This window comes from Saccharothrix ecbatanensis, from assembly GCF_014205015.1.
Classification (GTDB): Bacteria; Actinomycetota; Actinomycetes; order Mycobacteriales; family Pseudonocardiaceae; genus Actinosynnema; species Actinosynnema ecbatanense.
The window spans coordinates 8,614,131-8,639,161 of sequence record NZ_JACHMO010000001.1 but is presented as its reverse complement, the minus strand read 5'-3'; the positions used below and the strand labels follow the sequence as shown (position 1 = coordinate 8,639,161).

At 68.9% G+C, this 25,031-nt stretch carries 23 protein-coding genes; 15 read left to right on the top strand and 8 right to left on the bottom strand.

Translation table 11 applies throughout. The features are described 5' to 3' along the window. Nucleotides 1–113 precede the first annotated feature (113 nt). A complete protein-coding gene (locus tag F4560_RS38365) occupies nucleotides 114–710 on the top strand; it encodes an MmpS family transport accessory protein (RefSeq protein ID WP_184927950.1) in 597 nt (198 codons plus the stop codon). A gap of 56 nt (nucleotides 711–766) precedes the next feature. Here F4560_RS38365 and F4560_RS38360 read toward each other — a convergent pair whose 3' ends face one another. Beyond that, nucleotides 767–2,827 carry an AfsR/SARP family transcriptional regulator gene (locus tag F4560_RS38360; protein ID WP_281391986.1) on the bottom strand — a complete coding sequence of 687 codons (2,061 nt, stop codon included), beginning with the start codon at nucleotides 2,825–2,827 and terminating at the stop codon, nucleotides 767–769. Between the two features lie 154 nt (nucleotides 2,828–2,981). Between F4560_RS38360 and F4560_RS38355 the strand changes: the two genes are divergently transcribed. Further along, nucleotides 2,982–4,223, top strand: a complete 1,242-nt coding sequence (locus F4560_RS38355) for an ATP-grasp domain-containing protein (RefSeq protein WP_184927948.1) — start codon at nucleotides 2,982–2,984, stop codon at nucleotides 4,221–4,223. On the opposite strand, the gene F4560_RS38350 is transcribed toward F4560_RS38355, so the two are convergent. Both F4560_RS38350 and F4560_RS38345 read right to left on the bottom strand, forming a co-directional pair. Next, nucleotides 4,157–4,534: a hypothetical protein gene (locus F4560_RS38350; protein ID WP_184927947.1), complete on the bottom strand. Its 378-nt coding sequence runs from the start codon at nucleotides 4,532–4,534 to the stop codon at nucleotides 4,157–4,159. The two genes, F4560_RS38355 and F4560_RS38350, sit on opposite strands and share 67 nt — an antisense overlap. Further along, nucleotides 4,531–4,776: a helix-turn-helix domain-containing protein gene (locus F4560_RS38345; protein ID WP_184927946.1), complete on the bottom strand. Its 246-nt coding sequence runs from the start codon at nucleotides 4,774–4,776 to the stop codon at nucleotides 4,531–4,533. The genes F4560_RS38350 and F4560_RS38345 overlap by 4 nt, the downstream gene beginning before the upstream one ends. A 152-nt stretch (nucleotides 4,777–4,928) precedes the next feature. Between F4560_RS38345 and F4560_RS38340 the strand changes: the two genes are divergently transcribed. From F4560_RS38340 to F4560_RS38330, 3 genes are all read left to right on the top strand, one after another. Beyond that, nucleotides 4,929–5,339, top strand: a complete 411-nt coding sequence (locus F4560_RS38340) for a helix-turn-helix domain-containing protein (RefSeq protein ID WP_184927945.1) — start codon at nucleotides 4,929–4,931, stop codon at nucleotides 5,337–5,339. A gap of 275 nt (nucleotides 5,340–5,614) precedes the next feature. Then, nucleotides 5,615–5,977 carry a hypothetical protein gene (locus tag F4560_RS38335; RefSeq protein ID WP_184927944.1) on the top strand — a complete coding sequence of 121 codons (363 nt, stop codon included), beginning with the start codon at nucleotides 5,615–5,617 and terminating at the stop codon, nucleotides 5,975–5,977. An 8-nt stretch (nucleotides 5,978–5,985) separates the two neighbouring features. Then, the gene (locus tag F4560_RS38330; RefSeq protein WP_312869723.1) at nucleotides 5,986–6,546 is read left to right on the top strand and encodes an HD domain-containing protein; all 561 of its coding nucleotides are present in this window, start codon (nucleotides 5,986–5,988) and stop codon (nucleotides 6,544–6,546) included. Nucleotide 6,547: 1 nt separating this feature from the next. On the opposite strand, the gene F4560_RS38325 is transcribed toward F4560_RS38330, so the two are convergent. From F4560_RS38325 to F4560_RS38310, 4 genes are read right to left on the bottom strand one after another with little or no spacing between them, the layout of a single operon-like run. Further along, entirely contained in the window at nucleotides 6,548–7,570 is a 1,023-nt protein-coding gene (locus F4560_RS38325; RefSeq protein ID WP_184927943.1) for a LacI family DNA-binding transcriptional regulator, read from the bottom strand. A 7-nt stretch (nucleotides 7,571–7,577) separates the two neighbouring features. Further along, nucleotides 7,578–8,474 carry a carbohydrate ABC transporter permease gene (locus tag F4560_RS38320; RefSeq protein ID WP_184927942.1) on the bottom strand — a complete coding sequence of 299 codons (897 nt, stop codon included), beginning with the start codon at nucleotides 8,472–8,474 and terminating at the stop codon, nucleotides 7,578–7,580. Next, nucleotides 8,471–9,400 (bottom strand): carbohydrate ABC transporter permease, encoded by a 930-nt coding sequence (locus F4560_RS38315; RefSeq protein WP_221483791.1) that lies wholly within the window; start codon nucleotides 9,398–9,400, stop codon nucleotides 8,471–8,473. Before F4560_RS38315 ends, F4560_RS38320 begins: the two co-directional genes overlap by 4 nt. 11 nt (nucleotides 9,401–9,411) lie before the next feature. Continuing rightward, on the bottom strand, nucleotides 9,412–10,698 hold the full coding sequence (locus tag F4560_RS38310) for an ABC transporter substrate-binding protein (protein WP_184927941.1): 1,287 nt from the start codon (nucleotides 10,696–10,698) through the stop codon (nucleotides 9,412–9,414). Between the two features lie 169 nt (nucleotides 10,699–10,867). Between F4560_RS38310 and F4560_RS38305 the strand changes: the two genes are divergently transcribed. From F4560_RS38305 to F4560_RS38280, 6 genes are all read left to right on the top strand, one after another. Further along, a complete protein-coding gene (locus tag F4560_RS38305) occupies nucleotides 10,868–12,907 on the top strand; it encodes a beta-galactosidase (RefSeq protein ID WP_246477938.1) in 2,040 nt (679 codons plus the stop codon). Between the two features lie 45 nt (nucleotides 12,908–12,952). Then, a complete protein-coding gene (locus F4560_RS38300) occupies nucleotides 12,953–14,488 on the top strand; it encodes a glycoside hydrolase family 53 protein (RefSeq protein ID WP_184927940.1) in 1,536 nt (511 codons plus the stop codon). A 115-nt stretch (nucleotides 14,489–14,603) separates the two neighbouring features. After that, nucleotides 14,604–14,927 carry a PadR family transcriptional regulator gene (locus F4560_RS38295; protein WP_184927939.1) on the top strand — a complete coding sequence of 108 codons (324 nt, stop codon included), beginning with the start codon at nucleotides 14,604–14,606 and terminating at the stop codon, nucleotides 14,925–14,927. Further along, nucleotides 14,924–16,081, top strand: a complete 1,158-nt coding sequence (locus tag F4560_RS38290; RefSeq protein WP_184927938.1) for an HAAS signaling domain-containing protein — start codon at nucleotides 14,924–14,926, stop codon at nucleotides 16,079–16,081. The genes F4560_RS38295 and F4560_RS38290 overlap by 4 nt, the downstream gene beginning before the upstream one ends. Before the next feature lie 338 nt (nucleotides 16,082–16,419). Next, nucleotides 16,420–16,620, top strand: a complete 201-nt coding sequence (locus tag F4560_RS38285; protein WP_184927937.1) for a hypothetical protein — start codon at nucleotides 16,420–16,422, stop codon at nucleotides 16,618–16,620. Nucleotides 16,621–16,711: 91 nt separating this feature from the next. Continuing rightward, complete coding sequence (locus F4560_RS38280) at nucleotides 16,712–19,321, top strand: CHAT domain-containing protein (protein WP_184927936.1); 2,610 nt, start codon at nucleotides 16,712–16,714, stop codon at nucleotides 19,319–19,321. Nucleotides 19,322–19,453: 132 nt separating this feature from the next. Here F4560_RS38280 and F4560_RS38275 read toward each other — a convergent pair whose 3' ends face one another. Next, nucleotides 19,454–20,176 (bottom strand): transmembrane-type terpene cyclase, encoded by a 723-nt coding sequence (locus F4560_RS38275; RefSeq protein WP_184927935.1) that lies wholly within the window; start codon nucleotides 20,174–20,176, stop codon nucleotides 19,454–19,456. A 290-nt stretch (nucleotides 20,177–20,466) separates the two neighbouring features. Between F4560_RS38275 and F4560_RS38270 the strand changes: the two genes are divergently transcribed. The 4 genes from F4560_RS38270 (at nucleotide 20,467) to F4560_RS38255 (ending at nucleotide 24,965) form a co-directional block, all read left to right on the top strand. Further along, nucleotides 20,467–21,357, top strand: coding sequence for a methyltransferase domain-containing protein (locus F4560_RS38270; protein WP_184927934.1), 891 nt, complete (start codon nucleotides 20,467–20,469; stop codon nucleotides 21,355–21,357). Continuing rightward, a complete protein-coding gene (locus F4560_RS38265) occupies nucleotides 21,344–22,429 on the top strand; it encodes a prenyltransferase (RefSeq protein WP_184927933.1) in 1,086 nt (361 codons plus the stop codon). Before F4560_RS38270 ends, F4560_RS38265 begins: the two co-directional genes overlap by 14 nt. A 66-nt stretch (nucleotides 22,430–22,495) precedes the next feature. Further along, nucleotides 22,496–23,914, top strand: a complete 1,419-nt coding sequence (locus tag F4560_RS38260) for a cytochrome P450 (RefSeq protein ID WP_184927932.1) — start codon at nucleotides 22,496–22,498, stop codon at nucleotides 23,912–23,914. Nucleotides 23,915–23,963: 49 nt separating this feature from the next. Then, on the top strand, nucleotides 23,964–24,965 hold the full coding sequence (locus tag F4560_RS38255; protein WP_184927931.1) for a polyprenyl synthetase family protein: 1,002 nt from the start codon (nucleotides 23,964–23,966) through the stop codon (nucleotides 24,963–24,965). Nucleotides 24,966–25,031: the final 66 nt, after the last annotated feature.

Below are 25,031 nucleotides of genomic sequence, written 5' to 3'. Positions count from 1 at the left end.
GCTATGCGTCGCCGCCGCCCGGCGCGTCATTTTCCGCCGTTATCCGGAAACGGCACGAATCGACGCGAATCCGCCCGGCACACACATTTCGCAATTCAGGAAGAGATGAACTCATGACCCAGCAGACCTCCTATCCGCCAGTGCCGCAGCACACCGCGCAGCCGCCCAGGAACGGCCTGGGCACGGCCGGGTTCGTCCTCGGCGTGGTGGGTCTGGTGTTCTCGCCCATCCCGCTCATCGGCGTGGTCGCCTGGCCGCTGGTCATCCTGGGTCTGATCTTCTCCGCGGTCGGCCTGGCGCGGGTCGGCAAGGGCGTGGCCACCAACAAGGGCCTGTCGATCGCCGGCATCGTGACGTCCGTGATCGGCCTCGCCGTCTGCATCATCTGGGTGGTCGCCTTCAACAAGGCGGTCAACGAGATCAAGGAGGAGGTCAACCGGGTCGCCAAGGTCGACTACGAGATCTCCGGTGACGCGGCGAACGTGGAGATCGTCTACGGCGAGGTGCTGGACCCGAAGACCGAGACGGTCCCGGCGCTGCCGTGGACCAAGCAGGTCGAGAACCAGGGCGTGTACAAGGGCGGCACTCTGACCGCCACGGCCGACGAGAACGGCGGCACGGTGACCTGCAAGATCACCGTGGACGGCGAGGTCGTGTCGACCGACACCGCCACCGGCCCGTACGCCACCGCGTCCTGCATCGGCACCTGATCCGAGCACTCTTGCAGGGCCCGGCGGGAACGTTCCGTCGGGCCCTGTGGCCTTTCTCAGCTGTGTGCGGCCTGGTGATGTGCGGCTTGGTGGTGTGCGGCGGAGACCGCGGCCCGGTCGTCCCGGTCCGCCCGCTCGACGCCGTACACGCGGAGGAGTTCGGGCAACCGGTAGAGCGGCCGGCCGCCCGCGTCGACACCCCGGGTGGCCACCAGGCTGGACTGCACCAACTCCTCGATCACGCCGTCCGCGTCCGGCACGTCGAGCACGGCCGCGACCACGTCTTCCGCGACGTCGACCGGACCGAGCAGCGCCAGTCGGCGAAGTCCGGCGCGGGCCAGCGGACCCAGGTTCTCGTAGCTCCGCGCGACGGCGGGCCGCACCTGGAGTCCGCCGACGGCGAGTTCGTCCAGCCGACCGTGCTCGTCGGCCAGCCGGTCGGCCAGCACCCGCACGCTCATGTGCCCGCGCGCGGCCAGCCTGGTGCCGGCGATCCGCACCGCCAACGGGACGCCTCCGCACAGCGAAACGACTTCGTCAGCGGCCTCGTGCTCCCGGTCGACGCGCTCGTGACCGGCGATCCGGCCCAGCAGCGCGCGGCCTTCGTCCGAGGTGAACGGCGGTATCCGCACCGACGTCGAGCCGGCCAGGCCGTTCAGCCGGTTCCGACCCGTGACGAGCACCGCGCAGCCGGCCGTCCCCGGCAGCAGGGCGCGCACCCTGGCGGCGGACGCGGCGTCGTCCAGCACCACCAGCACCCGCCGGTCGGCCAGGCACGCGCGGATGGCCGCCGTCCGCTCCTCCAGGTCTTCGGGGATCACGGCGCCGTTGGGGCAGAGCGCGCGCAGGAGGCCGCCCAGCACGTCCCGGGGCTGCTTCGGGTTCGGCGACGTGCCCGCGAGGTGCGCGAACAGCTGGCCGTCGGGGAACTCGGCGCGCAGCCGGTGCGCCACCCTGATCGCCAACGCGGTCTTGCCGACACCGGGCTCACCGGTCAGCACCACGACCGGCACCGACGCGGCGTCCGTTCGCAGCGCCGCGACGACCTGCTCCAGTTCGGCTCCCCGACCGGCGAAGTCGGCGGTGTCCGGTGGCAGCTGGCAGAGCGGGAACACCGGCTCGACCGCCACCGGTTCCGACGTGGGCTCGGGCATTGGCTCGGGCACGTCACCGCGCAGGATCTCCTGGTGCAGCCGCCTCAGCGCCGGGCTCGGTTCCAGCCCGAGCGCGCGCACGAACGTGTCGCGGGTCGTGCGGTAGACGGCCAGCGCGTCCGCCTGCCGGCCCGCACCGCACAACGCGATCATCAGCTGGCGGCACAACCGTTCCCGGGTCGGGTGCTCGGCGACCGCCGCCTCCAACTCGCCCACCACCTCGACGTGCCGACCGGCCCCGAGCTCCGATTCGAACCGGTCCTCCACGACGATCAGCCTGGTGGCCTCGCAGTGCGAGAACTCCGGTTCGAGCGCGGCGATGTCGAGGTCGGCCACCGGGCGGTCGTCGCGCCACAGCGCCAACGCGCTCCGGTAGAGGTCCGCCGCCACGGCGTGGTGACCGCGCCGGGCGGCGAGCCGTGCGGCGTCGACCTTGGTGCGGAAGACGTTCAGGTCCAGGTCGCCCGGTTCGACCCGCAGCAGGTACTGGCCGTCGACGTGGTCGATCCGCAGACCGGGCAGCCGTTCGCGCAGCCGTGAGACGTAGGTGTGCAGGTTGGACAGATAGGACTTGGGCGGCTCGCCGTCCCATATCGCGTCCACGAGATGGTGGACGGAAACCGGTTTTCCCGCGTGCATCAACAGGACCGCGAGCAGGGTGCGCAGACGTCGGCCGCGAATCTGTACGTGCGCACCATCCGATCCGTACACGGTAAGCGGGCCCAGCACTCCGAACTTCACCGGCACACTGTAGGAGAAACGGGCGGTACCGAGTAACCATCCCAACAATGTAGTTGGGATAATTTCACCTAATCGCCAGTTCACCTCACCGCGGGAAATCACCGCGCGCTTTCTTGGACCCCGCCCAAGCCGACGAAACACCTGGTCCGGAGGGGTGGCCCGGGACACCCCGGTGGCACGGCATTTGGGTGACGTGGCAAAGTCGTGAGACTCTGGGGTCATACCGCCCGCATCCGGGCAGTTTCGCCCACGGTTCACGAATCCGGCTCCCGAGCATCGACCGGGCACGCAGTGGACGCCGCCTCTCGACGGCACTTGATCGTTCTCCGGTCTCAACCCGCACCACGCGGACCCTGCGGCGCCCCTCCACACCACCGTGTGGCGGTCGCGGCCGTCCCGACCTACCCCACGGGAGCACGTCATCAGCATCTCCACTCCGCTGTCGCCGGCCGTCGGCGCGCCTCGCGCACTCGCAGACGTCTACGGCCCCGGCATCGCCGTGTGCGCGCGCCCGGCCGCCGGCGTCGCGGCGAACCGGCACCGCAACACCGTCGACGCGTTGTCCGCCCGACCGATCGCCGTCGCCGGTGACACCCCGGTGATCTGCAGCGCGGGTGGCACGGACCCGACGCTGCTGGCGTTGCTGCGCGAAGGCGGCCTGCCGGTCGGCGACGACCTGCGCGCGTTCCGCGACGAGGCCGGGTTCACGGCGCGCGTCACCGAGGCGATGGCGGACGGCCTGCTGCTCTCGGCTGAGTACCCGCTGCCGACGGCGCTGTGCCCGGACGAGCGCATGGTGAAGACCGGGCAGCTGGTCGGGTTCCTGAACAACAAGGCGAGCATCAGCACGTTCGTCGACCCCCGGTTCCACGCGCGGCGCAGTGTCGTCACGCGGGACGAGCTGGCCGAGGCGGCGCCGGCGGAGAAGTCGTGGGTGCTGAAGGCGGCGACGAACGACGCTCACGGCGGCAGCCTGGACGTGTACCTGCACCAGGCGGGCGAGCTGGTGGAGTTCCCGGCGTTCACCGACGTGCTCGGCGAGTTCGTGGTCGAGGAGTACCTGCACATCGCGCGCAACTGGGGCATCCAGCTGTACGTCGGTGCGGACGCGGTGGCCAGGCTGCTGGCCGTCACCGAACAGCGCGTGGACGCGACCGGCGTGTACGTCGGTGGTTTGTTCGGCCTGGTCAGCCCGCCGCCGGCGGACCTGCTGGCGGAGTGCCTGGCGATCACCCAGCGGGCGGCGGACGTCGGTTACCGGGGCCTGTGCAGCCTGGACTGCGCCGAGACCAGGGACGGGCAGCTGGTCATGCTGGACCTGAACTTCCGGATCACCAGCGGCTCCATCCCGCTCCTCGCGCTGGCCTCCGTACGCCCCGACGCCCTGGACGGGCACGCCGAGTCGGTGAAACTGACCGTCGCCGCGCCGCTGGCGGACCTGCTGACCCACCTGCGCCCCGCCCTGGCCGCCGGTGGAGTGCTCATCACCTCGGGCCACGACACCAGCCGCACGGACAACCCCGTCATGCTGAGCACACTGCAACTGCTGGTCTACGGCGACGACCCCCACGACGTCACCGCCCGTCGCGGCGCGCTGGAAGTCGAATTCGGCCACTGACCGTCCGTCTGCTGGGCTCTCTCCGGCCCAGCAGACGCCTGTGGCTCACCGAGCCACACCAGGTGCGCCCGCCGCGTCCCCGTCGACCGCGAACCGACCTCGAACAACGCCCGCGCGCTCTCCGCGCTCTGGGAACTCAGGCGGAAGCCGCCCTCGACGGAGTCGACCTCGGCACGGTCGTCGTACGCCAGGCCATAGCCTGCGACGCGAGCGTCTTCCGCCTCGCCGTACTCCTCCACGATGGCGAACAGTCGGGGAGCATCGTCTTCCGCCAGCTGGTGTACGACAGCGGCGAACTCGTCTTTGGTCACGACAGGTCGCTCCGTTCGGTATCGGGCACGACCTCGAACAGGTCGTGGAACTGCATCGGGGTGAGTGCGACCAGCGCGCCGCCGATGAACGCGGAACCGGGGCGCAGTCGACCGCTGAGCACCCGCGCGACAGTTGAGCGGTTCACGTCCATCGCCTTGGCGAGCGCGTAGTCAGAGTGGAAGCCCGCCAATTGTCCCGCTTTGGTGAAGGACTCGGTGCGCAGCTTGACCGTGTGTGGCATCGGTGCTCCTGCTCCAGATGAAACGACGTCGACTGCCGGTACGAGTGCGTCCGACAGCGTGAACAGCGGCATGGGAGGTGGTCGTGCGGTCCGGAGTCGCAACACTGACCGGTGGTCGCGGTTCCCGCGCCACCGGCGTTGTGGCGGGATTCGTGCTGAAGCTGAGTCGGCAGGCGGCAGGACTCACCCAGGAGAAGTTGGCGGAACTCCTCGGGGTCGACGCCACCACGGTGCAGGGTTGGGAGTCCGGCCGTCGACCGTTGGCCGCCGTCGGCGCTGGTGAGCTGGTCAAGCTCAGCGCGAGACTGTCCCGGGCAGGGGCACCCGCCTCCACCGGAAGGCACCTGAACGAGGCGATCGAGGCGGACCTGGTGCTCTCCACCGGCATCACGGCCGGCGGCTCGTGGGTCGATCCCGATCACCACCCGCTGGCTGCCGCCGTTCACCGCAAGACCATCACCAATTTGATCACCTGGCCTTTCACCGGCACTACGCCGCCGCAATTAGCTGACTTCACCTCCAAGGTTCCCGGCGGGGGCCGGTCGCCTCACATCCGTTGTTGAACCAGGACGAACGCACCCGCTTCTTCGACCACTTGACGCACACAGCGGAAAGGGCAGAACATGCCGGCGAGCCGCTCCTGCGGCGACAGTCCGTGTACCTGCTCGGATTCGACCGGCGCAGGCAGGTTGTCGATTGGCTACGCGGAGAGTGGCATCGGGTCGGCCGTCGGGCGATTCCCGAAAACGACATCACCGCGCTGCTCGAAGCGCGCTCAGCCTCGGTCGCCCTCGCTTCCACCGGAGAGGACGAGCACATCCACGACTTCGTGGGCAGGATGTCGGAGTCAAGCAACGAGGTGGCGAACCTGAACTACTGGGCCTACTGGATCGGCGAACTCGACGACGTCAGGATCGACGACTCCTTCATGCGGGACGAGGACACCCGAGCGTGGAGCGGAGGCGCGCTGCTGGCCCACCTCTCGGGTCGTCTCGACCCGACAACGCCCCACCTCCCGCTCAACCTGCACACGCTGCACACCCTCGTCGCCTCGCGCTCAGAACTGCTCGACGCCCGACCACACCTGCGCGCGTGTCTCGGCGAGTCTTCGGACAGGTTGGCGTCCAGTGACTCGCTGTCCCGGACCGACCGGGATCAAGTCGCCGGTCTCCGCTACGCCCTCCGCATTTCCAGCCGCTAGGAGAACACGTGTCGGACGACGCCGCGGCCCTCGCCGCATTCGGTTACGAGCTGGGCGTGCTCAAGCGCATGCGCCGCGCCGGGTGGTGGCACGCCGGGGTGCGGGATCCGGAGTCGGTGGCCGAGCACAGCATGCGGGTGGCGCAGCTCGCGGCCCTGATCGCCGCCGAAGAAGGCGCGGACCCGGCTCGCGCGTCATTCCTGGCCCTCTGGCACGACACCCAGGAAACCCGCACCGGCGACCTGCCGCACACCGTCAGCGGGTACATCACCAAGCCCGACCCGCGTGCGATCACCGCCGACCAGACCGCGAACCTCCCGGCGAAGTCACGTCAAGTCGTCCGCGACGCCGTGGACGAGTACGAGGCGAAGGAGTCCGCCGAGGCGCGGTGCGCGAGTGACGCCGACAAGCTGGAGATGCTGCTCCAAGCCGTCGAGTACCGCGACACCGGCGTGCGGCGCGTCGACGGCTGGATCGACTCGGCCCGCAAGAACCTCAAGACCGACACCGCTCGCCGCGTCGCCGACGCCGCCGTGACCCTCTCACCACTCGCCTGGCGCGACCGCTAGCTCAGGTCGAGGCGCGCACGACCAGTTCCGTCGGCAGTATCGACGCCGCCGGCGGTTCGCCTTGGATCTGTTCCATCAGCAGCCGGACCATCTCGCGGGTGATGCGCTGGAACGGCTGGCGCACCGTCGTCAACGTCGGCCTGGTCGACGTGGCGATGCTGGAGTCGTCGAAACCGCCCACCGCCACGTCCTCCGGCACCCGCCGCCCGGAGTCGTGCAGGACGTTGAGCGCCCCCGCCGCCATCAGGTCGGACGCGACGAACACCGCGTCGAGGTCGGGCGCGCGCTCCAGCAACGAAGCCATCGCCGTCTCGCCACCGACCCGGCTGTAGTCGCCGTGCGCGATCAGCTCCGGCGTCGCGTCGACGCCCAGCACGTCCCGGTACCCGGCCAGCCGTTCCACACCACCCGGCGTGTCCGGCGGCCCGGTGATGGTGGCGATCCGCCGCCTCCCCCGCGACCTCAGGTGCTCGACCATCAACCGCGCGCCCGAACGGTCGTCCGCCGCCGCGTACGCCACCCGGTTCTCGAACCCGATCGGCTTGCCGCACGCCACCACGGGAATCCCGGAGTCGTGCAGGTCGTCGATCAACGGGTTGCCGGTGTGCGACGACACCAGCAACACCCCGTCCACGTGACCTGCGGCGATGAACCGGCTGGTCCGCTTGCGCTCCACCTCCGTGCTCGCGGTCATCAGCAGCACCGGCACGTCGAGTTCCGCCAACTCCTGCGTGCACCCCTGCAACAGGATGCTGAAGTTCGGGTCCTCGAACAGCCGTTGCTGCGGCTCGGTCAGCACGAACGCCACCGAGTGCGCCCGCTGCGTGACGAGGCTGCGTGCCGCCGGGTTGGCCACGTACCCCGTGGCGCGTACCGCCTTCAGCACCGCCTCCAACGCGGCGGGGCTGACGTTGCGCCCGCCGTTCAGCGCGCGCGACACCGTGCCCCGTGACACGCCGGCGGCTGCCGCCACGTCGTGGATGGTCGGCCGGTGCCGCGCCGCCTTGCTGCGATCGACGCTCATAGCTCCCTCACGCTTTTACCGCTCCGGAGAGCAGGTCTACGCGCCAGTATCGCTGCAACGTGAGGAACAGGGCGATCAAGGGCAGCACCGACACGAGCGAACCGGTGACGACCAGGGTGTAGAGCGCGGGCGTGGTGTTGCCCTGGTTGAGCAGCGTGTACAGGCCCAGGGTCACCGGGAACTTCTCGTCGTCGCCCAGCATGATGAACGGCAGCATGAAGTTGTTCCAGATCGACACGAACTGGAACAGGAACACCGTGACCAGCCCCGGGACCATCATCGGCAACGCGATGGAGCCCAGGATCCGCACCTCGCTCGCCCCGTCCGTGCGGGCCGCCTCCACCACGTCCTCGGGCACCGCCGCGGCGGCGTAGATGCGGGCCAGGTAGATCCCGTACGGGCTGACCACGCTCGGCAGCAGCACCGACAGGTAGGTGTCGGTCAGCCCGATCTTCGCCATCAGCAGGTACTGCGGGATGGCCAGCACCACGGCCGGCACCAGCACACCCGCGATCAACGCGTTGAAGATCAGCGCCCGGCCCCGGAACGAGTACTTCGCCAGCGCGTACCCGGTGACGCCGGACAACGCGGCGGACAGCAGCGCGCCCACCCCCGCGTACAGCGCGGAGTTCGCCATCCACTTCCAGAACAACCCGTCCCGGTACCCGACCAGCTCGGAGAGGTTCGCGAAGAGCGACGAGCCGAGCGAGAACGTCGTGGTGGAGAACAACTCGCCGCTGCTCTTCGTCGCGGCGATCAGCACCCACGCCACCGGGAACAGGCAGTACACCGCGCCGACCAGCAGCACGAACGTCGGCAACGCGCCCAACGCGGACGCGATCGAACGCGCGCGCCGTGGCGGCGTCGGCGTCACGGCACGGTCCTCTACCAGCACGGCGCTCACCGCTCACCCCCGAACGCCCGCGAGCGGGTGATGCGCAGCAGGCCGAACGAGATCACGAACATCACCACGGCGATCAGCACGGACGTCGCGGCGGCGGAGTAGATGTCACCGCGGCCGAACGCGTCCTGGTAGACCTTCATCAACGGGGTCCAGGTGCGGGAGAGTGAGTTGGTCAACGGGGCCAGCGTCATCGGCTCGGCGAACACCTGGAGCGTCGCGATGATCGAGAACAACGACGTCAGCACGAGCGCCGGGGCCAGCAGCGGGATCTTGATCCGCAACGCGATCTGCATCGGCGAGCAGCCGTCGATCCGGGCCGCCTCGTAGAGGTCACGCGGGATCGACCGCAACGCGGTGTACAGAACCACCATGTTGTAGCCGACACCGCCCCACACCGCGATGTTGGCCAGCGCGAAGTAGATCCCGGTCGGCGACAGCAGGTTCACCCCGGGCAACGACAGCTCCGCCAGGAGCTGGTTGAGCGGGCTCGTCGCGGGCAGGTACAGGAACCCCCACAGCAGCGACGCGATCACGCCGGGGATCGCGTACGGCAGGAAGATCGCGATCCGGCTGAACCCCCGGGCGCGCACCCGGTCCTCGTCCAGCAGCAGCGCGAACACCAGCGCCAGGCCCAGCATCGTCGGCACCAGGATCGCGCCGTAGCCGAGCACCCGCAACGCGCCCGCGCCGAGTTCGGAGTCGGTGAGCGCGCGCACGTAGTTGTCCAGGCCCACGAACACCTCGGACCGGCTGCCCTTGCCCAGACCCAGCCCCTTGACCTCGGTCCGGAACAGGCTCAGGTAGACGGTGTAACCGATCGGCAGCGCGAACACCAGCAGGAACAACACCACCGCCGGGGCGACAAAGGCGTACGGCGCCACCTTCGGCGCCGCACCACCCCGCCCGGACACGCGAATCGATGTCACGGGTGTGCTCCTCAGCCGCCGACGGTGAAGCCGTTGGCCTTCATGTCGTCCACGGTCGCGGTCTGCATCTTGGTCAGCACGGACACCAGGTCCGTGCCGGCGGTGATCGCCTCGCCCATGGAGTTCTTGTACGCCGTGTAGGTGACGTTGACGTTCGGTCCCCAGGTGAACCCGGAGGACGTCGCGGCGATCTTCGCGGCCTGCGTGTAGAAGTCCGGCTGGTTCGGGAAGAACGCCGGGGGCTTGGACACCGCCTCCTGGCCCGACGTGGCCGCCGGGTAGACCGCGCTCTCGGTCACCAGCGCCTCGACGGCCGCGGGGTCGGTGTTGAGCCAGATCGCGAACTCGGTCGCCGCCTTCTGCTTCTTCGACCCCGCCGTCACGGCGGTGGTGGAGCCGCCCCAGTTGCCGGTGCGCGGCTTGGAGGCGTCCCACTGCGGCATCGGGGCCATCGCCCACTTGCCCAACGTGCTCTCCGCGTTGCCCTGGAGCACGCCCGGCGCCCACACCGCGCTGAGCCAGCCGATCTGGGTGCCGTCGTTGAGCGCCTTGTTCCACTCCGGCGTGTACATCGGGGCCTTGTCGACCGCGCCCTCGGCGATCAGGCCGCTCCAGTACTGGGCCACCTTCTTGGTGGCGGCGTCGTCCACGGAGACCTTCCACGCGTCTCCGTCGACCGACCACCACGAGCCGCCGGCCTGCTGGACGAGCCCGGCGAACCAGCCCGGGTCGTTGGACGAGAACGTGCCGAGGAACTTGTCCGGAGCCTTGGCCCGCAGGTCACGGGCGGTCTGCGCGTACTCGTCCCAGGTCGCCGGGGCCTTCAGGCCGTACTGCTCGAACAGGTCGGCGCGGTAGTAGAACATCATCGGGCCGGAGTCCTGGGGCACCCCGTAGACGCCGCTGCCACCCAGGGTCACCTGGTCCCAGATGCCCGGCGCGAACTTGTCCTTGGCGGACGCCGCGCCTTCGGAGATGTCGGCCAGCACGTCGTTGCTGACCAGGGTCGGCAACGACTGGTACTCCACCTGCGCCAGGTCCGGCGGGTTGCCGCCCTTGGCGCTGGTCAGGAGCTTGGTCACCAGGTCGTCGCCCTGGGCCTGCTTGCTCACCACGACCTTGGCGTCGGGGTGGGTCGCGTTCCACTTGTCGACCACTTTGTCGATGTTGGGCGCCCACGCCCAGAAGGACAGTTCGACCGGGCCGTCGGCGGCCTGCTCGCCGTCTCCGCCGCAACCGGCGAGGAGTGCGAGGCCGAGGCCGACTGCCACGGCCTTCTTCGCGATGTCGAGTCGCATGGGGTCTCCGGGGGGTTCCGCGTCGCTGACGCCACTGCCAGCGAGAACCGCGCTGTGAACGTGCACAGTAGTTGCACTCCTATCGCACCTGTCAACTACTTGACACAGGCTTTTATCTGCGACGTAATCTTCGATCAGACCGTGCACGTTCACAGCCGATGGAGTGTTCATGACGTTTGTGGTGCCTCGCCAGGCCGAGGGGCAGGCGGTGGAGGACCCCTTCTCACCGCGGATGCCGGTAGGCGTGGATGGACTCGTCTACGGCGGGGACTACAACCCCGAGCAGTGGCCGGAGGAGGTGTGGGTCGAGGACGTCGAGCTGATGCGGCAGGCCGGGGTGAACCTGGTCAGCGTCGCCATCCACGCCTGGGCGCGGCTGGAGCCGAGACCCGGCGAGTTCGACTTCGGCTGGCTGGACCGGCTGCTCGACCTGCTGCACGGCGCCGGGATCGCGGTCAACCTGGCCACCCCGACCGTCGTGCCGCCCGCGTGGCTCTACCGCGCGCACCCCGCCATCCGGCCGGTCACCCGTGACGGCACGGAGCTGGAACGCGGGTCACGGGCGACGTTCTGCCCGAGCGCGCCCGCCTACCGCCAGGCCGCCGCGAACATCACCCGGCAGCTCGGCGCGCGCTACGGCGACCACCCGGCGGTGGCGCTGTGGCACGTCCACAACGAGTACGGCGCACCGGTCGGCGCGTGCTACTGCCCCGAGTCGGCCACCGCGTTCCGGCGCTGGCTGCGGGCCCGGCACGGCTCGCTCGACGCGCTCAACGAGGCCTGGGGCACCAGCTTCTGGGGCCAGCACTACGGCGAGTGGGCCGAGATCGAGCCGCCCCGCGTCTCCGGCACCACCGGCAACCCGGCGCACGAGCTGGACTTCGCCCGGTTCTGCTCGGACGAGCTGCTGGCCTGCTACACCGCCGAGCGCGACATCCTGCGCGGCTGTTCCACCGTGCCCGTGACCACGAACTTCATGACCACCAACTGCAAGTCGATCGACTACTGGCGCTGGGGCCGCGAGGTCGACGTGGTCGCCAACGACCACTACCTGACCGCCGAGGCCGACCGGAACCACGTCGACCTGGCCATGTCGGCGGACCTGACCCGCGCGGTGGCCGGCGGGCAGCCGTGGATGCTCATGGAGCACTCCACCGGCGCGGTGAACTGGCAGCCGCGCAACATCGCCAAGCGGCCGGGCGAGATGGGCCGCAACAGCCTGACCCACGTGGCGCGCGGCGCGGACGCGGTGATGTTCTTCCAGTGGCGGGCCTCCCGCTTCGGCGCGGAGAAGTTCCACTCGGCGATGCTGCCGCACTCGGGCACGCGCAGCAGGTTGTGGCACGACGTCGTGCGGCTCGGCGCGGATCTGGTCGCGTTGGCGGAAGTGCGCGGCAGCCTCGTGCAGGCCGACGTCGCGGTGCTGTGGGACTGGGAGTCGTGGTGGGCGCTGGAGCTGGACTGGCGGCCGTCCGCCGACCTGTCCTACCGGGAGCGCGTCGGCGCGTTCTACGAGCAGTTGTGGGACGCCAAGCTGACGGTGGACTTCGTCGCGCCGCAAGCCGACCTGAGCGGCTACCCGCTCGTCGTGGTGCCCTCGCTGTACCTGACGACCCCCGCGGCGGCGAAGGTGCTGCACGACTACGTGGCCGGTGGCGGCACGCTCGTCGTCTCGTACTTCTCCGGCATCGTCGACGCCAACGACGCCGTGCACCCCGGCGGCCACCCCGGCGCGCTGCGTGACGTGCTCGGGCTGGAGGTCGAGGAGTTCCTGCCGTTGCGCGAGGGCCAGGAGGTCGGGCTCGACGGCGGGCTGCGCGGTGACGTGTGGGCGGAGCACATCCGCCTCGCGGGAGCGGAGAGCGTTCACTCCTATGTGGACGGTCCGGCGGCCGGCGGTCCCGCGGTCACCCGACACCGGTTCGGCTCGGGCAACGCCTGGTACGTCTCCACCCGGCTGCGCGGCGCGGCGCTCGACCACGTGCTGCGGGAGGTCTTCGCACAGGCTGGCGTGGAAGTCCGGGACGACCTGCCGCGTGACGTGGAAGTCGTCCGCCGGCGCGGGGTCGACGCCGACTACCTGTTCGTGCTCAACCACACCGACGCCGAGGTGCGGCTCGCCGCGTCCGGCACCGAGCTGCTCACCGGGCTGCGTTGCGAGTCCGAGCTGTGCGTCCCCCCTGGCGGCACGGCCGTGCTCAGGTCCTGAGCGGGTTTCCCCAACCCTCCAGCACGTTCTCAACGAGGAGGACGAATGACAGGTCCCAAGAAGCTCCTCGCAGCGGCGGTCGTGTTCGCCGCCGCTGCGGTAGGAGCACCGGCGGCTTCGGCCGCGTCCACCATCACGAACGGCGGCTTCGAATCCGGCACGTCCGGCTGGACGACGTCCTCGCCCAACGGCACGCAGGGCGCGTCGTTCACCGAATCCGGTGGCAGGTCCGGGAGTTACCGGCTGTCCCACTGGTCGTCGTCCGCGTACCAGGTCGAGAACCGGCAGACGCTCACCGGACTGGCGAACGGCCGGTTCACCGCACGGGTCTGGGTCCGTTCCGGCGGCGGGCAGATCCAGTCCTACGTGGCCCTGCGCGGCTGCGGCGGCGCCGAACAGCGCACGCACGTGCCGGTGAGCGCGGGCGCGTTGTGGATCCAGCTCGCGGTCACCACGAACGTGACCGGCGGCCAGTGCACGGTCGTCCTGTCCTCCAACGCGCGCGCGGGCAACTGGGCGAACTTCGACGACGTCCAGTTCGCCTCCGGGCAGACGTCACTGCCGATCCGCGGCGGCGACGTGTCCACGTTGAAGAAGGCCGAAGACCTGGGCGGCGTGTACCGCACGGCGTCCGGGCAGCAGCAGGAGGCCCTGCAGATCCTGAAGGCCAACGGGATGAACCTGGTCCGCCTGAAGGTCTGGGTGAACCCGGCGGACGGCTACAACGACAAGGCCAAGGTCCTGGCGATGGCCAAGAAGGTCAAGGCGCAGGGCTTGCAGCTGATGGTCGACTTCCACTACTCCGACACGTGGGCCGACCCCGGTCGCCAGAACAAGCCGGCGGCGTGGGCGTCCTACAACTTCCAACGCCTCACGCAGGCCGTCTACGACCACACGTACGACGTGCTCAACGCCCTCAAGGCGCAGGGCACCACGGCGGACATGGTGCAGGTCGGCAACGAGATCAACGGCGGGATGCTCTGGCCGGACGGTTCCACGGACAACTGGGACCGGCTCGCCACGCTGCTCAAGAGCGGGGTCAGCGCGGTGAAGGCCGTGTCGTCGTCCACCAAGGTCATCCTGCACGTGGCCAAGGGGACGGACACCGGCGCCGTCCGGTGGTGGTACGACTCGGCCGTCGCGCGCGGCGTGCCGTTCGACATCATCGGCCTGTCGTACTACGGCTACTGGCACGGGACGCTCGGCGAGCTGCAACGCACCATGTTCGAGGCGGCGCCCCGGTACAACAAGGACATCCTGGTCGTGGAGACCGCGTACCCGTTCACCATGGACAACGCGGACTACGAGGGGAACGCGTTCACCGACGCGTCCGCGCTCGTGCCGGGCTACCCGGCCACGTCCGAGGGCCAGCTGGCCAACTTCCGCGACGTGCTGAGCGTCGTGCAGTCCGTGCCCGGTGGGCGTGGGATGGGCGCCGTGTACTGGGAGCCGACCTGGTACGCGGTGCCCGGCAACAACTGGGACCCGTACGACCCGTCGACCGGCAGCGGCTGGGACAACCAGGCCCTGTTCGACTGGTCCGGCCGGGCCCTGCCCGCCATCACGGCGTTCAACCGCTGACGTCCCGGTGACCGGGTGCGGCGATCCCGCACCCGGTCATTTTCACACTACCCCCTCGTGCGCGGTACTCCGCATTACGTAGTAGCATCCATCGCACACCACCGGGGAGAACCGAATGGACACCAGTCAACTGCTCAAGGGGGTACTGGACCTCGCCGTCCTTGCGGTGCTGCGCAAGGAGGACGGGTACGGCTACGACGTGCTGCGCAGACTGCGGCAAGGCGGCCTCGACGGCGTCGGCGACGCGTCGGTCTACGGCACCCTGCGCCGGCTTTACAACGCCGGCCTGCTCACCTCGTACGTCGTGCCCAGCGAAGAGGGCCCGCACCGCAAGTACTACAGCCTCAACGAGCCGGGCCGTGCGCGGCTGCTCGAATCGGGCAAGACCTGGAAGTCGTTCGCGCAGGCGCTGGACGATCTGTTGGGGGAGGGTGCATGAACACGCAGACGAACACCGAGGTCCAGCACTACCTGGACGCGATGCGCGAGGCTCTGTCCGATCTGCCCGCCGCCGAGGTCGGCGAGATCATGGACGACGCCGGCGCGCACGTGGTCGAGGTCGCGGAGGAGATGGGCGACGAGTTCACCCTCGCCGCGCTGACCGACCGACTGGGCACACCGCAGGCGTACGCGCAGGAGCTGCGTGCCGCCGCCGACTACCCGGCCCCCGCCCCCGCCGCGCCGACTTCCATCCAGCCGATGCTCGTGGCCCGGTTCGCGCTGTGGAGCCTCGTCGCCGGCACCGTCATGGCGTTCGCCTTCGCCACCAGCCGGGGTGACGGCGAAGGACTGACCTTGCTCGTCGGTCTCGTCGCCGCCGTGGGCGCCCTGCTGGTGTTCAGGCAGAAGGGTCTCCTGGCGGACATCTCGAGGCTGCCGGAAACCGTGGCGCTGAACGAAGCGCTCCAACGCGCCGAGCGGTCCGAGCCGCTGCGGGTGTTCCTCACGTCCCTCCGGGCCTGGCAGCCGGCGTGGTGGGTCGGCCGGGCGCTGCTCATCGCCGGGGTGGGCATGCTGGCGTACCGGGTCAGGTCGCCCATCGTCCTGGTCCTCATCGTGCTCGCCGCCCTGTCGCTGCTCGCGGGCCCCAAGGCGAAGACCGACCGGCGCTGGCTGTGGATCAGCCTGCCCGCGACCGGCTTCGCCATCGGCGGACTGCTGCTCGTCCTCGCCTCGATGACGTCCTGGCTCGACTACCGCCCCTCCTCCTCCCCGGTCTCGTACACCACCTCGACCCGGGTGCCGGACAACATCTACGTGTTCGACAAAGACGGCAAGCCGCTGACCGACGTGCACCTGTACGACGAGGACGGCCAGCCGCTGAACACGCCGTGGCACGGCTGCAACGGCTCCCCGTTCCGCGACGACAACCGGTTCCCCCGTCCCCAGGTCGTCCACGACGAGAACGGTTGCCGGGAGATCCCGGGCGTGCCGCCGTTCACGATCGTCATCCCGGGCGCCGCACCGACGGTCACCACCACTCCCGTGACCGGACAACCGTCCGTGACGTCGACCGGGCAGCCGTCCGTGACGTCGACCGCTCCACCCCCCACTCAATCGGTTCCGCCCACCGCGGTCGTGCCGACGAGCTGACGATTTCCTCTTGCCCCACAGGCGGATTCTTCATCGCACGTAGATCATTTGGACCCGGAATGCGTCGGCCCGTGCACTGTGCGAACACGCCAGGGCACGGGCCGACTACTGCCAGTTGAAGCAGCTAAATACACCGAATACCCGAAAGTGTGGTAATTGGGCCGTTTCAGCAGGACAGCGGCTTGCAGCTACCCGATGTGGAAATTTCCTCCCCGAGGGTTACCCCGTTGTGCCACCATTGCTCTGTTCGTGCGGTACGGGGCCCGCCGAGCGTGACCCACAGCATCCGAGTGGGTCGAGTTGTAGGGGCTAAACGATCATCAGGGGAGGAGATCGCTATGTCTAACACCACCAAGAACGAATACCTGGGTGAAGAGGTCCCAACGGACGCCACCCTGTTGCCGGCCGTGCCGGAACCCGATCAGGACCAGCAGGAACAGCTGCCGGGCCAGGATCCGAAGCACGACCACACCCACGACGACGGCGACCTGGAGCCGATGTGCGCGGGCGGCGGCTGCGTGCAGAAAATGCCGGTCTGAGCTGTCAACCGTGATCGCGCCCGCCGATCGGGTCCCTCCCGGTCGGCGGGCTTTGGTCGGTTGCGTTCTGTGATGTCATAGGCGAGTGTCTGTGACCGCTTCACGCGACGAAGCCGTTGTCATCCGCGAAGCACGCGAGCTGCACCGCACCGGCGTGGACGCGTCGTGCTCCGGGCGGCATCACGATGCGTTGCGGTTGCTGCGGCGTGGGCGGAGCCTGGCCGACAGCATCGACCCCACCGATCCGGACACCCGGTCCGAGTGGCTGGTGACCCGCATCCGGCTGTCGTCGACGCTGTCTGCGTTGATGGCCGAGTCGGCAGGTCCCGCCGCGGCACTGGACGGGCTGGCCGAGGTGCGCCGGCTGATCGAGGACGTGACCGATCCGCTCGTGCAGGCGGAGCTGCTCGGGAGCGTCGAGCACAACCGCGGTCTGCTGCTGCTGACCATGGGCCTGATCGAGGAGGCCATCGCCGTCCTCGACACCGCGCTCGGACACGAGGAGCGCCGGCTCGCCGCCGGTGAACCGGCGCCAACGCTGGTCGAACCGGTGGTGAAGACCCTGTGGAGCCTGGGGACGGCCCACACCCGCCTGGGTTCGGTGAGCAAGGCGCGGCTGGATTTGACCAGGGCCGTTGCACTGGCCAACGAACACGGGTTGCTCGACCGGGCGGCCGACGCGAACCACAGCCTCGGAATCCTGGACCTGCGGGTCGGCGACGTCCCGTCCGCGCTGCGGCGCTATGAACAGAGCGAGCGCTCGTACCGCGATCAAGGCCTCGACGTGCCGGCCCTGCTCGGCATGGACCGGTCGCAGGCCCTGATGGCCGCCGGACTCGCGGATGAAGCGGGCACCCAGCTCGACAGCGTGCTCGCCGTGTTGCGCGCCGAGCACGGCATCACCCGAACGCTGGGCAACGTGGAGCTGTACCGGGCGGTGGCCGCCTACATGACCGACGACCTCGACCTGGCCCGCAGCATGGCGTCGTCCGCCCGGCAACGGATGCGGCGGTGGGGCTGCGACACCTGCGTCGCCAACGCGACGCTGATCGGTCTCCGCGTCGACACGGTGGTGGCCTTGCGGTCCGGTCGTGTCCCCCGCTCCCTGCCCGCGCGCGCCCTCACTTTCGCCGGCGACCTGCCCGTGCCCAGGCTGGCCGAGCAGGCGGCGTCGGCGAGGATGTTGGCGGTGCGCCTGCACATCCGGCGCGGTGACGTCGACGCCGCCGCCGAGATCCTCGACCTGGTACCCCGCCCCGGAAAGCTGACCCCGATCGACCACCGCCTGCTGCGCCGCCTCTGCCGCGCCGAACTCGCCGTCGCCCGCGGCGACCGGGTGACGGCGCTGGCCGAGATCAGGGCCGGCCTGACCGACCTCGACCACGTGCGTGACCGGATGGGCGGTCTGGAACTGCTGTCCGGGACCGCGCTGCACGGCCGTGAGCTGACCGAACTGGCCGTGCACCTGGTCCTGGCCGGCGGCAACGCCCGCAGGCTGTTCACCTGGTTGGAACGGACCCGGGCGCAGACGTACCGCTACGAGCCGTTGACCCGGGTGGACAACCCCGAGCTGGCCGAGCGCATCGCCGAGGTCCGAAGCCTCACCCAGTCGATCCACCAGGCCGAGCACGACGGCCACTCCACCGCCGGCCTGCGCGCCCGTCACGCCGAACGCCTGCGTGAGGCGAACCGGCTCGGCTGGCACAGCGGCCGGTGGGGCAAGCCGCGCCCGGTCGCCGGCCTGACCGACGTGATGGCGCAGCTGGGCGACCGCGCCCTGGTCAGCTTCGCGTCGTCCGAGGACGCCTTGGTCGCCGTGGTCGTGGTGGACTCCACCGTCCGGCTGGCCCGACTCGGCTCGGCCGAAGTCGCCGCGGAGAGCGCCCGGATGCTGAACGCGGACCTCAACGCCCTGGCGCCGGACCACCTGCCGGAGCCGTTGGTGCGGGTGATGTCGGTGTCCGCCCGCAAGCAGGCGGACCGGCTCGACGCGCAGCTGATCCAGCCGCTGGCGAAGCTGATCGGCGACCGGGACCTGGTGATCGTGCCGACCGGCGCGCTGTACGCGGTCCCGTGGGGCGTGTTGCCCACCCTGCGCGGACGGCCCACGGTGGTCGCGCCGTCGGCCACCGCCTGGCTGGCCGCGAACCGCGCCGAACGCCGGCCGACGGGTCCGACCGTGCTGGTCCGCGGTCCCGGGTTGCCCGCCGCCGTCGGTGAGATCGACAAGCTGGGCGCGCACTACAGCACCGCCGCGCTCATGTCGGGCGACGACGCGACGGTGGCGTCCGTGCTGGAGGCGCTGGACGGCGCGGAGATCGCCCACCTGGCCGCGCACGGCGTCCACGAGCCGGAGAACGCCTTGTTCTCCCGGCTGGACCTCAGCGATGGCCCGCTCTACGCGCACGAGATCACCGGTCTGGCCCACCCGCCCCGCCAGGTCGTGCTCGCCGCCTGCGAACTCGCCCTCAACCGGATCCGTCCCGGTGACGAGCCGCTCGGGTTCGCCAGCGCGTTGTTGGCCAGCGGCTCGCAAATGGTGGTGGCCCCGCTGAGCCGGGTGGGCGACCAGGCCTGCGCCGCCGCGATGGACGACTACCACCGCAGTCTGGCCGCCGGCGCGCGACCGGCCGTGGCACTCGCCGACGCCATCGCCGCGGACCCGTTGCGCCGCCCGTTCGTCTGCCTCGGCAGCGGCTGAGTGATCGTTCCCGAGAGGTAACGCCGGACCGATAGTTCCGGTCGACCCCCTCGACCGTGTACGTGTTCGGCGTCGCGTAGCACTGCACTGCCTCCGGGGTCCGGCGCTTGAGATCGCGCCGGACCCCGGAGATCAGGATGCCGGCACCTTCTCGCTCTCCTGCGCCTTCCCGCTCTCCCGCTCCTGGCGAGCGGCGACGACGTAGCGGCGCAGGATGAGGCAGTACATGAGGTCCAGCACGAAGCAGGCCACGTAGAGGAACACCAACAGCTGGCCCCGCGCGAAGTCGTCCCGCGAGAAGAGGAACAGGGTGACGGAGAACAGCCCGGTGCCGACCATCTTCGAGATCGCGATGCCCATCGACTGCCCGCGGGCGGACCGGCGCTGCTGCACCATCGCGATGAACACGGCCGACATGAGCAGGTTCTGCCCGTAGATGACGTAGGCGCCGCCGTAGTCGTGGAACTCCCGGATGAACGCGATCTCGCACCAGGTCGCCACCAGGATCCCGAACACGACCTGGATCCGGATCGCGGCGGGCCGGCGGTCGGGGAATTCGGCCGGCGCGAACTTCAGGATCTGGAAGAGGATGACCAGGTCCAGCGCGAACCAGGCGTAGTTGGACAGCCGGAGCAGTCCTTCGGCGGGGTAGAGGAACGAGAAAATCGCCTCGCAGGCGATGTTGCCGCACAACGCCGCGATCGGCATCGCGAAGCTGCGGTCCTGGAACCCCTTCCTGATGACGAGCACGTACGCGGCGACCCAGAACAGCGTGCCGACACCGGAAACAATGGTGAACATCGTCGGCGCCGGCACACCGAACAGTTCTAACGGCCCCAATTCAGCCCGGTTCACTGCCCCTCCGCATTCTCGCAAGACCCTGTCCGGACGAACGATAGCCGATGGCTCCCGTCACGGATTGCGATCGCGCGCATCCGGCCCGCACATACGACCCGCCAGTAGGTAGAGGCGCGGGATGCTACCACAGTCGATGTTGGTCGGCGAAATATTTTCACCCCGCCTGCGACATCACTTCGGATATCCGTTCGGCGTCAGGTAAAGAATGTTCGCGTTCGCACGCCGGTCACACAGGCGGGTACCTATGCTGCCACGTGAGACTCGATACCCCCCAAGGAGCTACACCGGTGGAGCAAGACGAAGACGCCAACGCGCACGACCACGATTTAGCTTCACTCGAACATCGTGAAGACAGCATTGAATTGCTGTTCCAGACGCATTTTTCCCGACGCTATGACACCGGTGTGCAGGTGACCGCCGACAAGGCCGCCTCGGCGCTCCGACTCCACGAGGTGTGGCGCAGCCACCGCATCGACGTCGATTTCGACCAGTTCGTCGAGGACGCGTTCCTCTCTTTGCAGTACGCGTACAACCAGAAGTACGGCCAATGGGACCAGGTCAACGACCTCCGCGCGCTCTACCAGGACACCTGGTACAAGAAGATCGCGCCGTTCGCGACCTCGCTCGCACCGGAGGCGACCGTGCTCGGCGTCGGCGTCAACGACGGGCGCGAGGTGCGCCAGCTCTTCGAGAACCGGAACCTGAACATCGACCTGCTGGACATCAGCTCCGAGGCGATCCGGCAGGTCGCCCAGCAGCTCAGCGGGTACCGGAACGTCCGCAGCTTCGTCGGCTCGTTCGAGGACTGGAAAGCCGAATCCGCCGAGTACGACCTCTTCTTCTCCTTGCGGACGCTCAACAGCACGTCGATCGACCTCCAGTCGTGCGTGCGGAAGTCGGTGGCCCTCGTCAAGGAGGGCGGAATTCTCATCTACTCCGTTTCCAACGGGTACATCCACATGGGCGAACGCGGCGAGCCCCGGGCCGTCCAGGGAATGTTCTCCTACGAAACGGGGACGATCGACGCCGAGCGCCCCAAGCAGATCGCCGACGAGATCACCCAGTTGCTCGGGGCCGAGGACGCGTCCGTCATCGAGGTGTCCGAAGAGCCGACCGAGATCTTCATCGTCGCGCAGAAGAACCAGTCCGGAAGGGTGTCGTTCGATGGCGGGCTTTAAGCATCCGATGGCGTACTTCAGGTTGGTCCGCCCGCACTGGACGATCGCCAGCACGCTCGCGGTGATGGTCGGCATTCTCCAGGCCTGGTCCGAGGGTTACTCCCACGTCGGCCTGGCGTCACTCGTCGTTGGCGCCGCGTTCATCCAACACGCCGTGATGGAGGTGTGGGATGAGTTGAAGGACTACTCCAATTACCGGCAGAACGTCTATTCGGAGGTCGCGCAGCCACCCACGCTGTTCTCCGGCGGCAGCGGTGTGCTGACCGGCCGGTTGCTGACCGTGCCGCAGGTGTGGCGCTTCTTCTACACGTTGCTGGCCGTCTACGTGGTCGTCCTGGGCGGGATCATCCACTTCGTCGGGTGGCGGTTCCTGTTGTGCGTGGCGGCCGGCATGTTCTTCATGTTCGGGTACAACTCGAAGCTGAAGCTGTCCTACATCGGACTCGGCGAGTTCTCGAACTTCATCTCGTTCGGCCCGATCCTGGTGTGCTCCGCGTACCTCGCGCTGAGGCTGGGCGCATCACCCGCGACCGCCGACGCGACCAACTGGAACCTGCTCGGCTTCGTCAGCGAGACCGTGCTGGTCGAATCGCTGATCCTCGGCACGATCTGGTTCGGCAGCCTGCACATCCAGGAGATGCTGGACTACGACGAGGACAAGGCCGGGAACAAGCGGACGCTCGTCGTCCGGTTCGGCAAGACCTACGCGTCCCGCGTCCCCTTCGTGACCTCGCTGATCATCGCGGCGCTCGCCGCCTGGCTGGTCGTCGACGACCTCGCGTTCGCCTTCGTGCTCCCCGGCGTGCTCCTGAACCTGGTCGAGACCGCGATGTTCATGTCCAGGTGGCGCGACGCCGAGTACTTCATGCGGAAGATGAAGAGCTTCTTCGTCTACCGGAACTTCGTGCTCACCGCCCTTGGTCTGGTGGTGTCGTACGGCTTCCGGGACATGCCGCAGGCGGCCGGCACCGCGGCGTTGCTCGCGCTGTTCGCCTTGACCGCCATCACCTCGCTCCCGGCGCTCTCCTTCCTGGCCAAGAACCGTGTCTTCACCTTCGCCCGCGCCGCGTGAGCTGAGCCAAGTCCACATTTCACGGTCGGCGAGCGCCCACCGCCTCGGCCGGCAAGGAAGGTACCGATGAAGAGCGACCTGGTCAGTGCGGCCCTGCCGGATGTCGGCGCGCCGATCCGACGCATCGGCCGAATACCGCTGGCCAACCGACTCGACCACCTGCCCGGTGAATCCGGGGCGTTCGCGGGATACCGCAACGTGGCCGGTTGGGTCCGTCGCGGCGACGACCACCTCCGGGAGCAGGTCGAGCGATTCGGGCCGGTATACCGGCACATGTTCGGCGTCGATCCGATCGTGTGCGTCGCGGACCCGGACCTGGTTTCCCGCGTCGGCCGGAACCGGGACAAGTGCTGGTCGTCCGGAGTTGCCTGGGGCTATTACCTCTCCGGCATGGACGACTCCATCGAGGGCTGGGACGGGATTCTCACCCTCGACGAAGTACCGCACCGCGACGTGCGGCGCCTGTTGTCCCCGGCGTTCGCCCCCGACGCGCTGGAATCGTATGCGCGGAGTTGCCAGAAGCTGGTGGAGGAAGAGGTCGCGGGCTGGGTCGGGCGTGGCCGGATCGAGGCCAAGGCCGCCATCCGAAAGCTCTTGGTGCGCATTTCCGCGCTCATCTTCATGGGTGTGGAGGATCCGCGTGAGGCCGAGCAGTTGGACCGCACGATCCGCGGCCTCTGGCTGGCCAGCTTCACGCCCGCCGTGGGTATTCCGCTCGGCGCGGTCCGATCCCGGATGCTCAAGTCGTACCGCGGCCTGTTGCGTTCGCTGACGAAGCGCATCGCCGAGAATCCGAACCCCGAGGGCACGGACCTCTTCAGCCGGTTCTGCCGGGCCAGGGGCGAGATCGAGTGGACCGACGACGAAACGCTCGCGCGGACGTTCATCTCGACCATGCTCGCCGCCTTCGACACGAACACGCTGTCGATGAGCAGCATGGCGCACGTCCTTTCGCACCACCCCGACTGGCAGGAGCAGTTGCGGGAGGAGGCGTTGGACGCTTCGTCGGGTGAGCCGAGCGTCCAGGTCCTGGCTCGCATGGAGAAGACCGAACGCGTCTGGAACGAGACCATGCGGCTCTTCCCGGTGAGTTCGCACGTGATGCGGCGCAACCTCGTGGACACGGAACTGGGCGGTCACGAGATTCCCGCCGGAACGTTGGTCTTCGCATTGCTCGGACCGCCGGCACGTCACCCGGAGGCGTGGACGCAACCGGCGGTGTTCGATCCGGACCGGTTCTCGCCGGATCGGTCCGAGCACCGTTCGAGGCCCGGAATCTTCTCGCCTTTCGGTGTGGGCGCACATGTCTGCGTGGGCGGACTACTGGCCGGACACCAGGTGAAGATGGTCTATCGGACCCTGCTCTCCCAAGCGCGCATCGCGCCGGTGGGAAAAATGCATTTTCGTCACAGCTACGCGCCTCTTGGCTCGGTCGCGGGCCGCGTGCACGTCGAACTACGGCCACTACGCGGCGTGGGGAATTAGAGATGACCGCGAGGTCACCGTTGAGATTTGGTCAAGGCCAGGAGGAGGCATGATGAAGACCATCGCCAACACAGCATACTTAGAGCTGGCTGCGAATGTAACCGATGCGCTGGACTCGTTCTTGCAGGCGCTTCCCTCGGAAGGGGGAGATCTGCTGGTCGAGACGATGCGCTACGCCTGCTTCCCGGCCGGGAAGCTCGTTCGCCCCACCCTTTTCGCGGCGTCCGTCGCCCTCTGCGGACGCGATCCCCGCGAAGTCCTGAACGTGGCCGTCGGCCTCGAAGTCGGCCACACCGCGAGCCTCATCCACGACGACATCATCGACCGCGACGAAATCCGCCGCGGCCGTGCGTCCGTCTGGCACCGCTACGGCACCGACACCGCGATCCTGGCCGGTGACGCGTTGTTCTTCGCGCTGTTCCGCGCCGTCACGGATTCCCACTCGGACCCGTACGCGACCGTGGAAGCCGTGAAGGCGATCGCCGAGGTCGGCCACGAGCTGTGCCTGGGCCAGGCCTGCGAATCGGAAGCCACCAGGACGGCGGACCTGACGTGGAAGACCTACCGCCGCGTCATCTACCTGAAGTCCGCGTCGTACATCAGGCTGTGCACCGAACTGGGCGCGGTGCTGGCCGGCGCCACTCCCGTGCAACGCGCGCAACTGCGCACGTTCGGCGAGAACCTGGGGATGGCGTTCCAGATGCAGGACGACGTCCTGGCCTACGTGGGAACCCTCGACACCGCCGGCAAGGACCCGCTCAGCGACGTCCGCTCCTGCCGCGCCTCCCTGCCGGTCGTGATCGCGAACGAGCAGGGCACGGACGGCGAACGTGAACTCCTCCAGCGCTACTTCTCGTCCGGCGCGGTCACGTCGACGGAGCAGGCGGACCTGGTGGCGCTCCTGGGCTCCGAGCCGGTCATCAAGCAGGGAAAGGCACTGGCAGCCGAACACCTGGACCGCGCGATCCAGTCCCTCTCCATCTTCGAGGACTCCGACTACCTGCACGTCCTACGGGACATCACCTCCGCCCTCGAAGACCGGCAGTGGTGATCGCGGGCTGATCCGGGGTTTCACGTTTCCCCACCGGTCGCCGCCGTCAGAGAAGGAGAACGACCA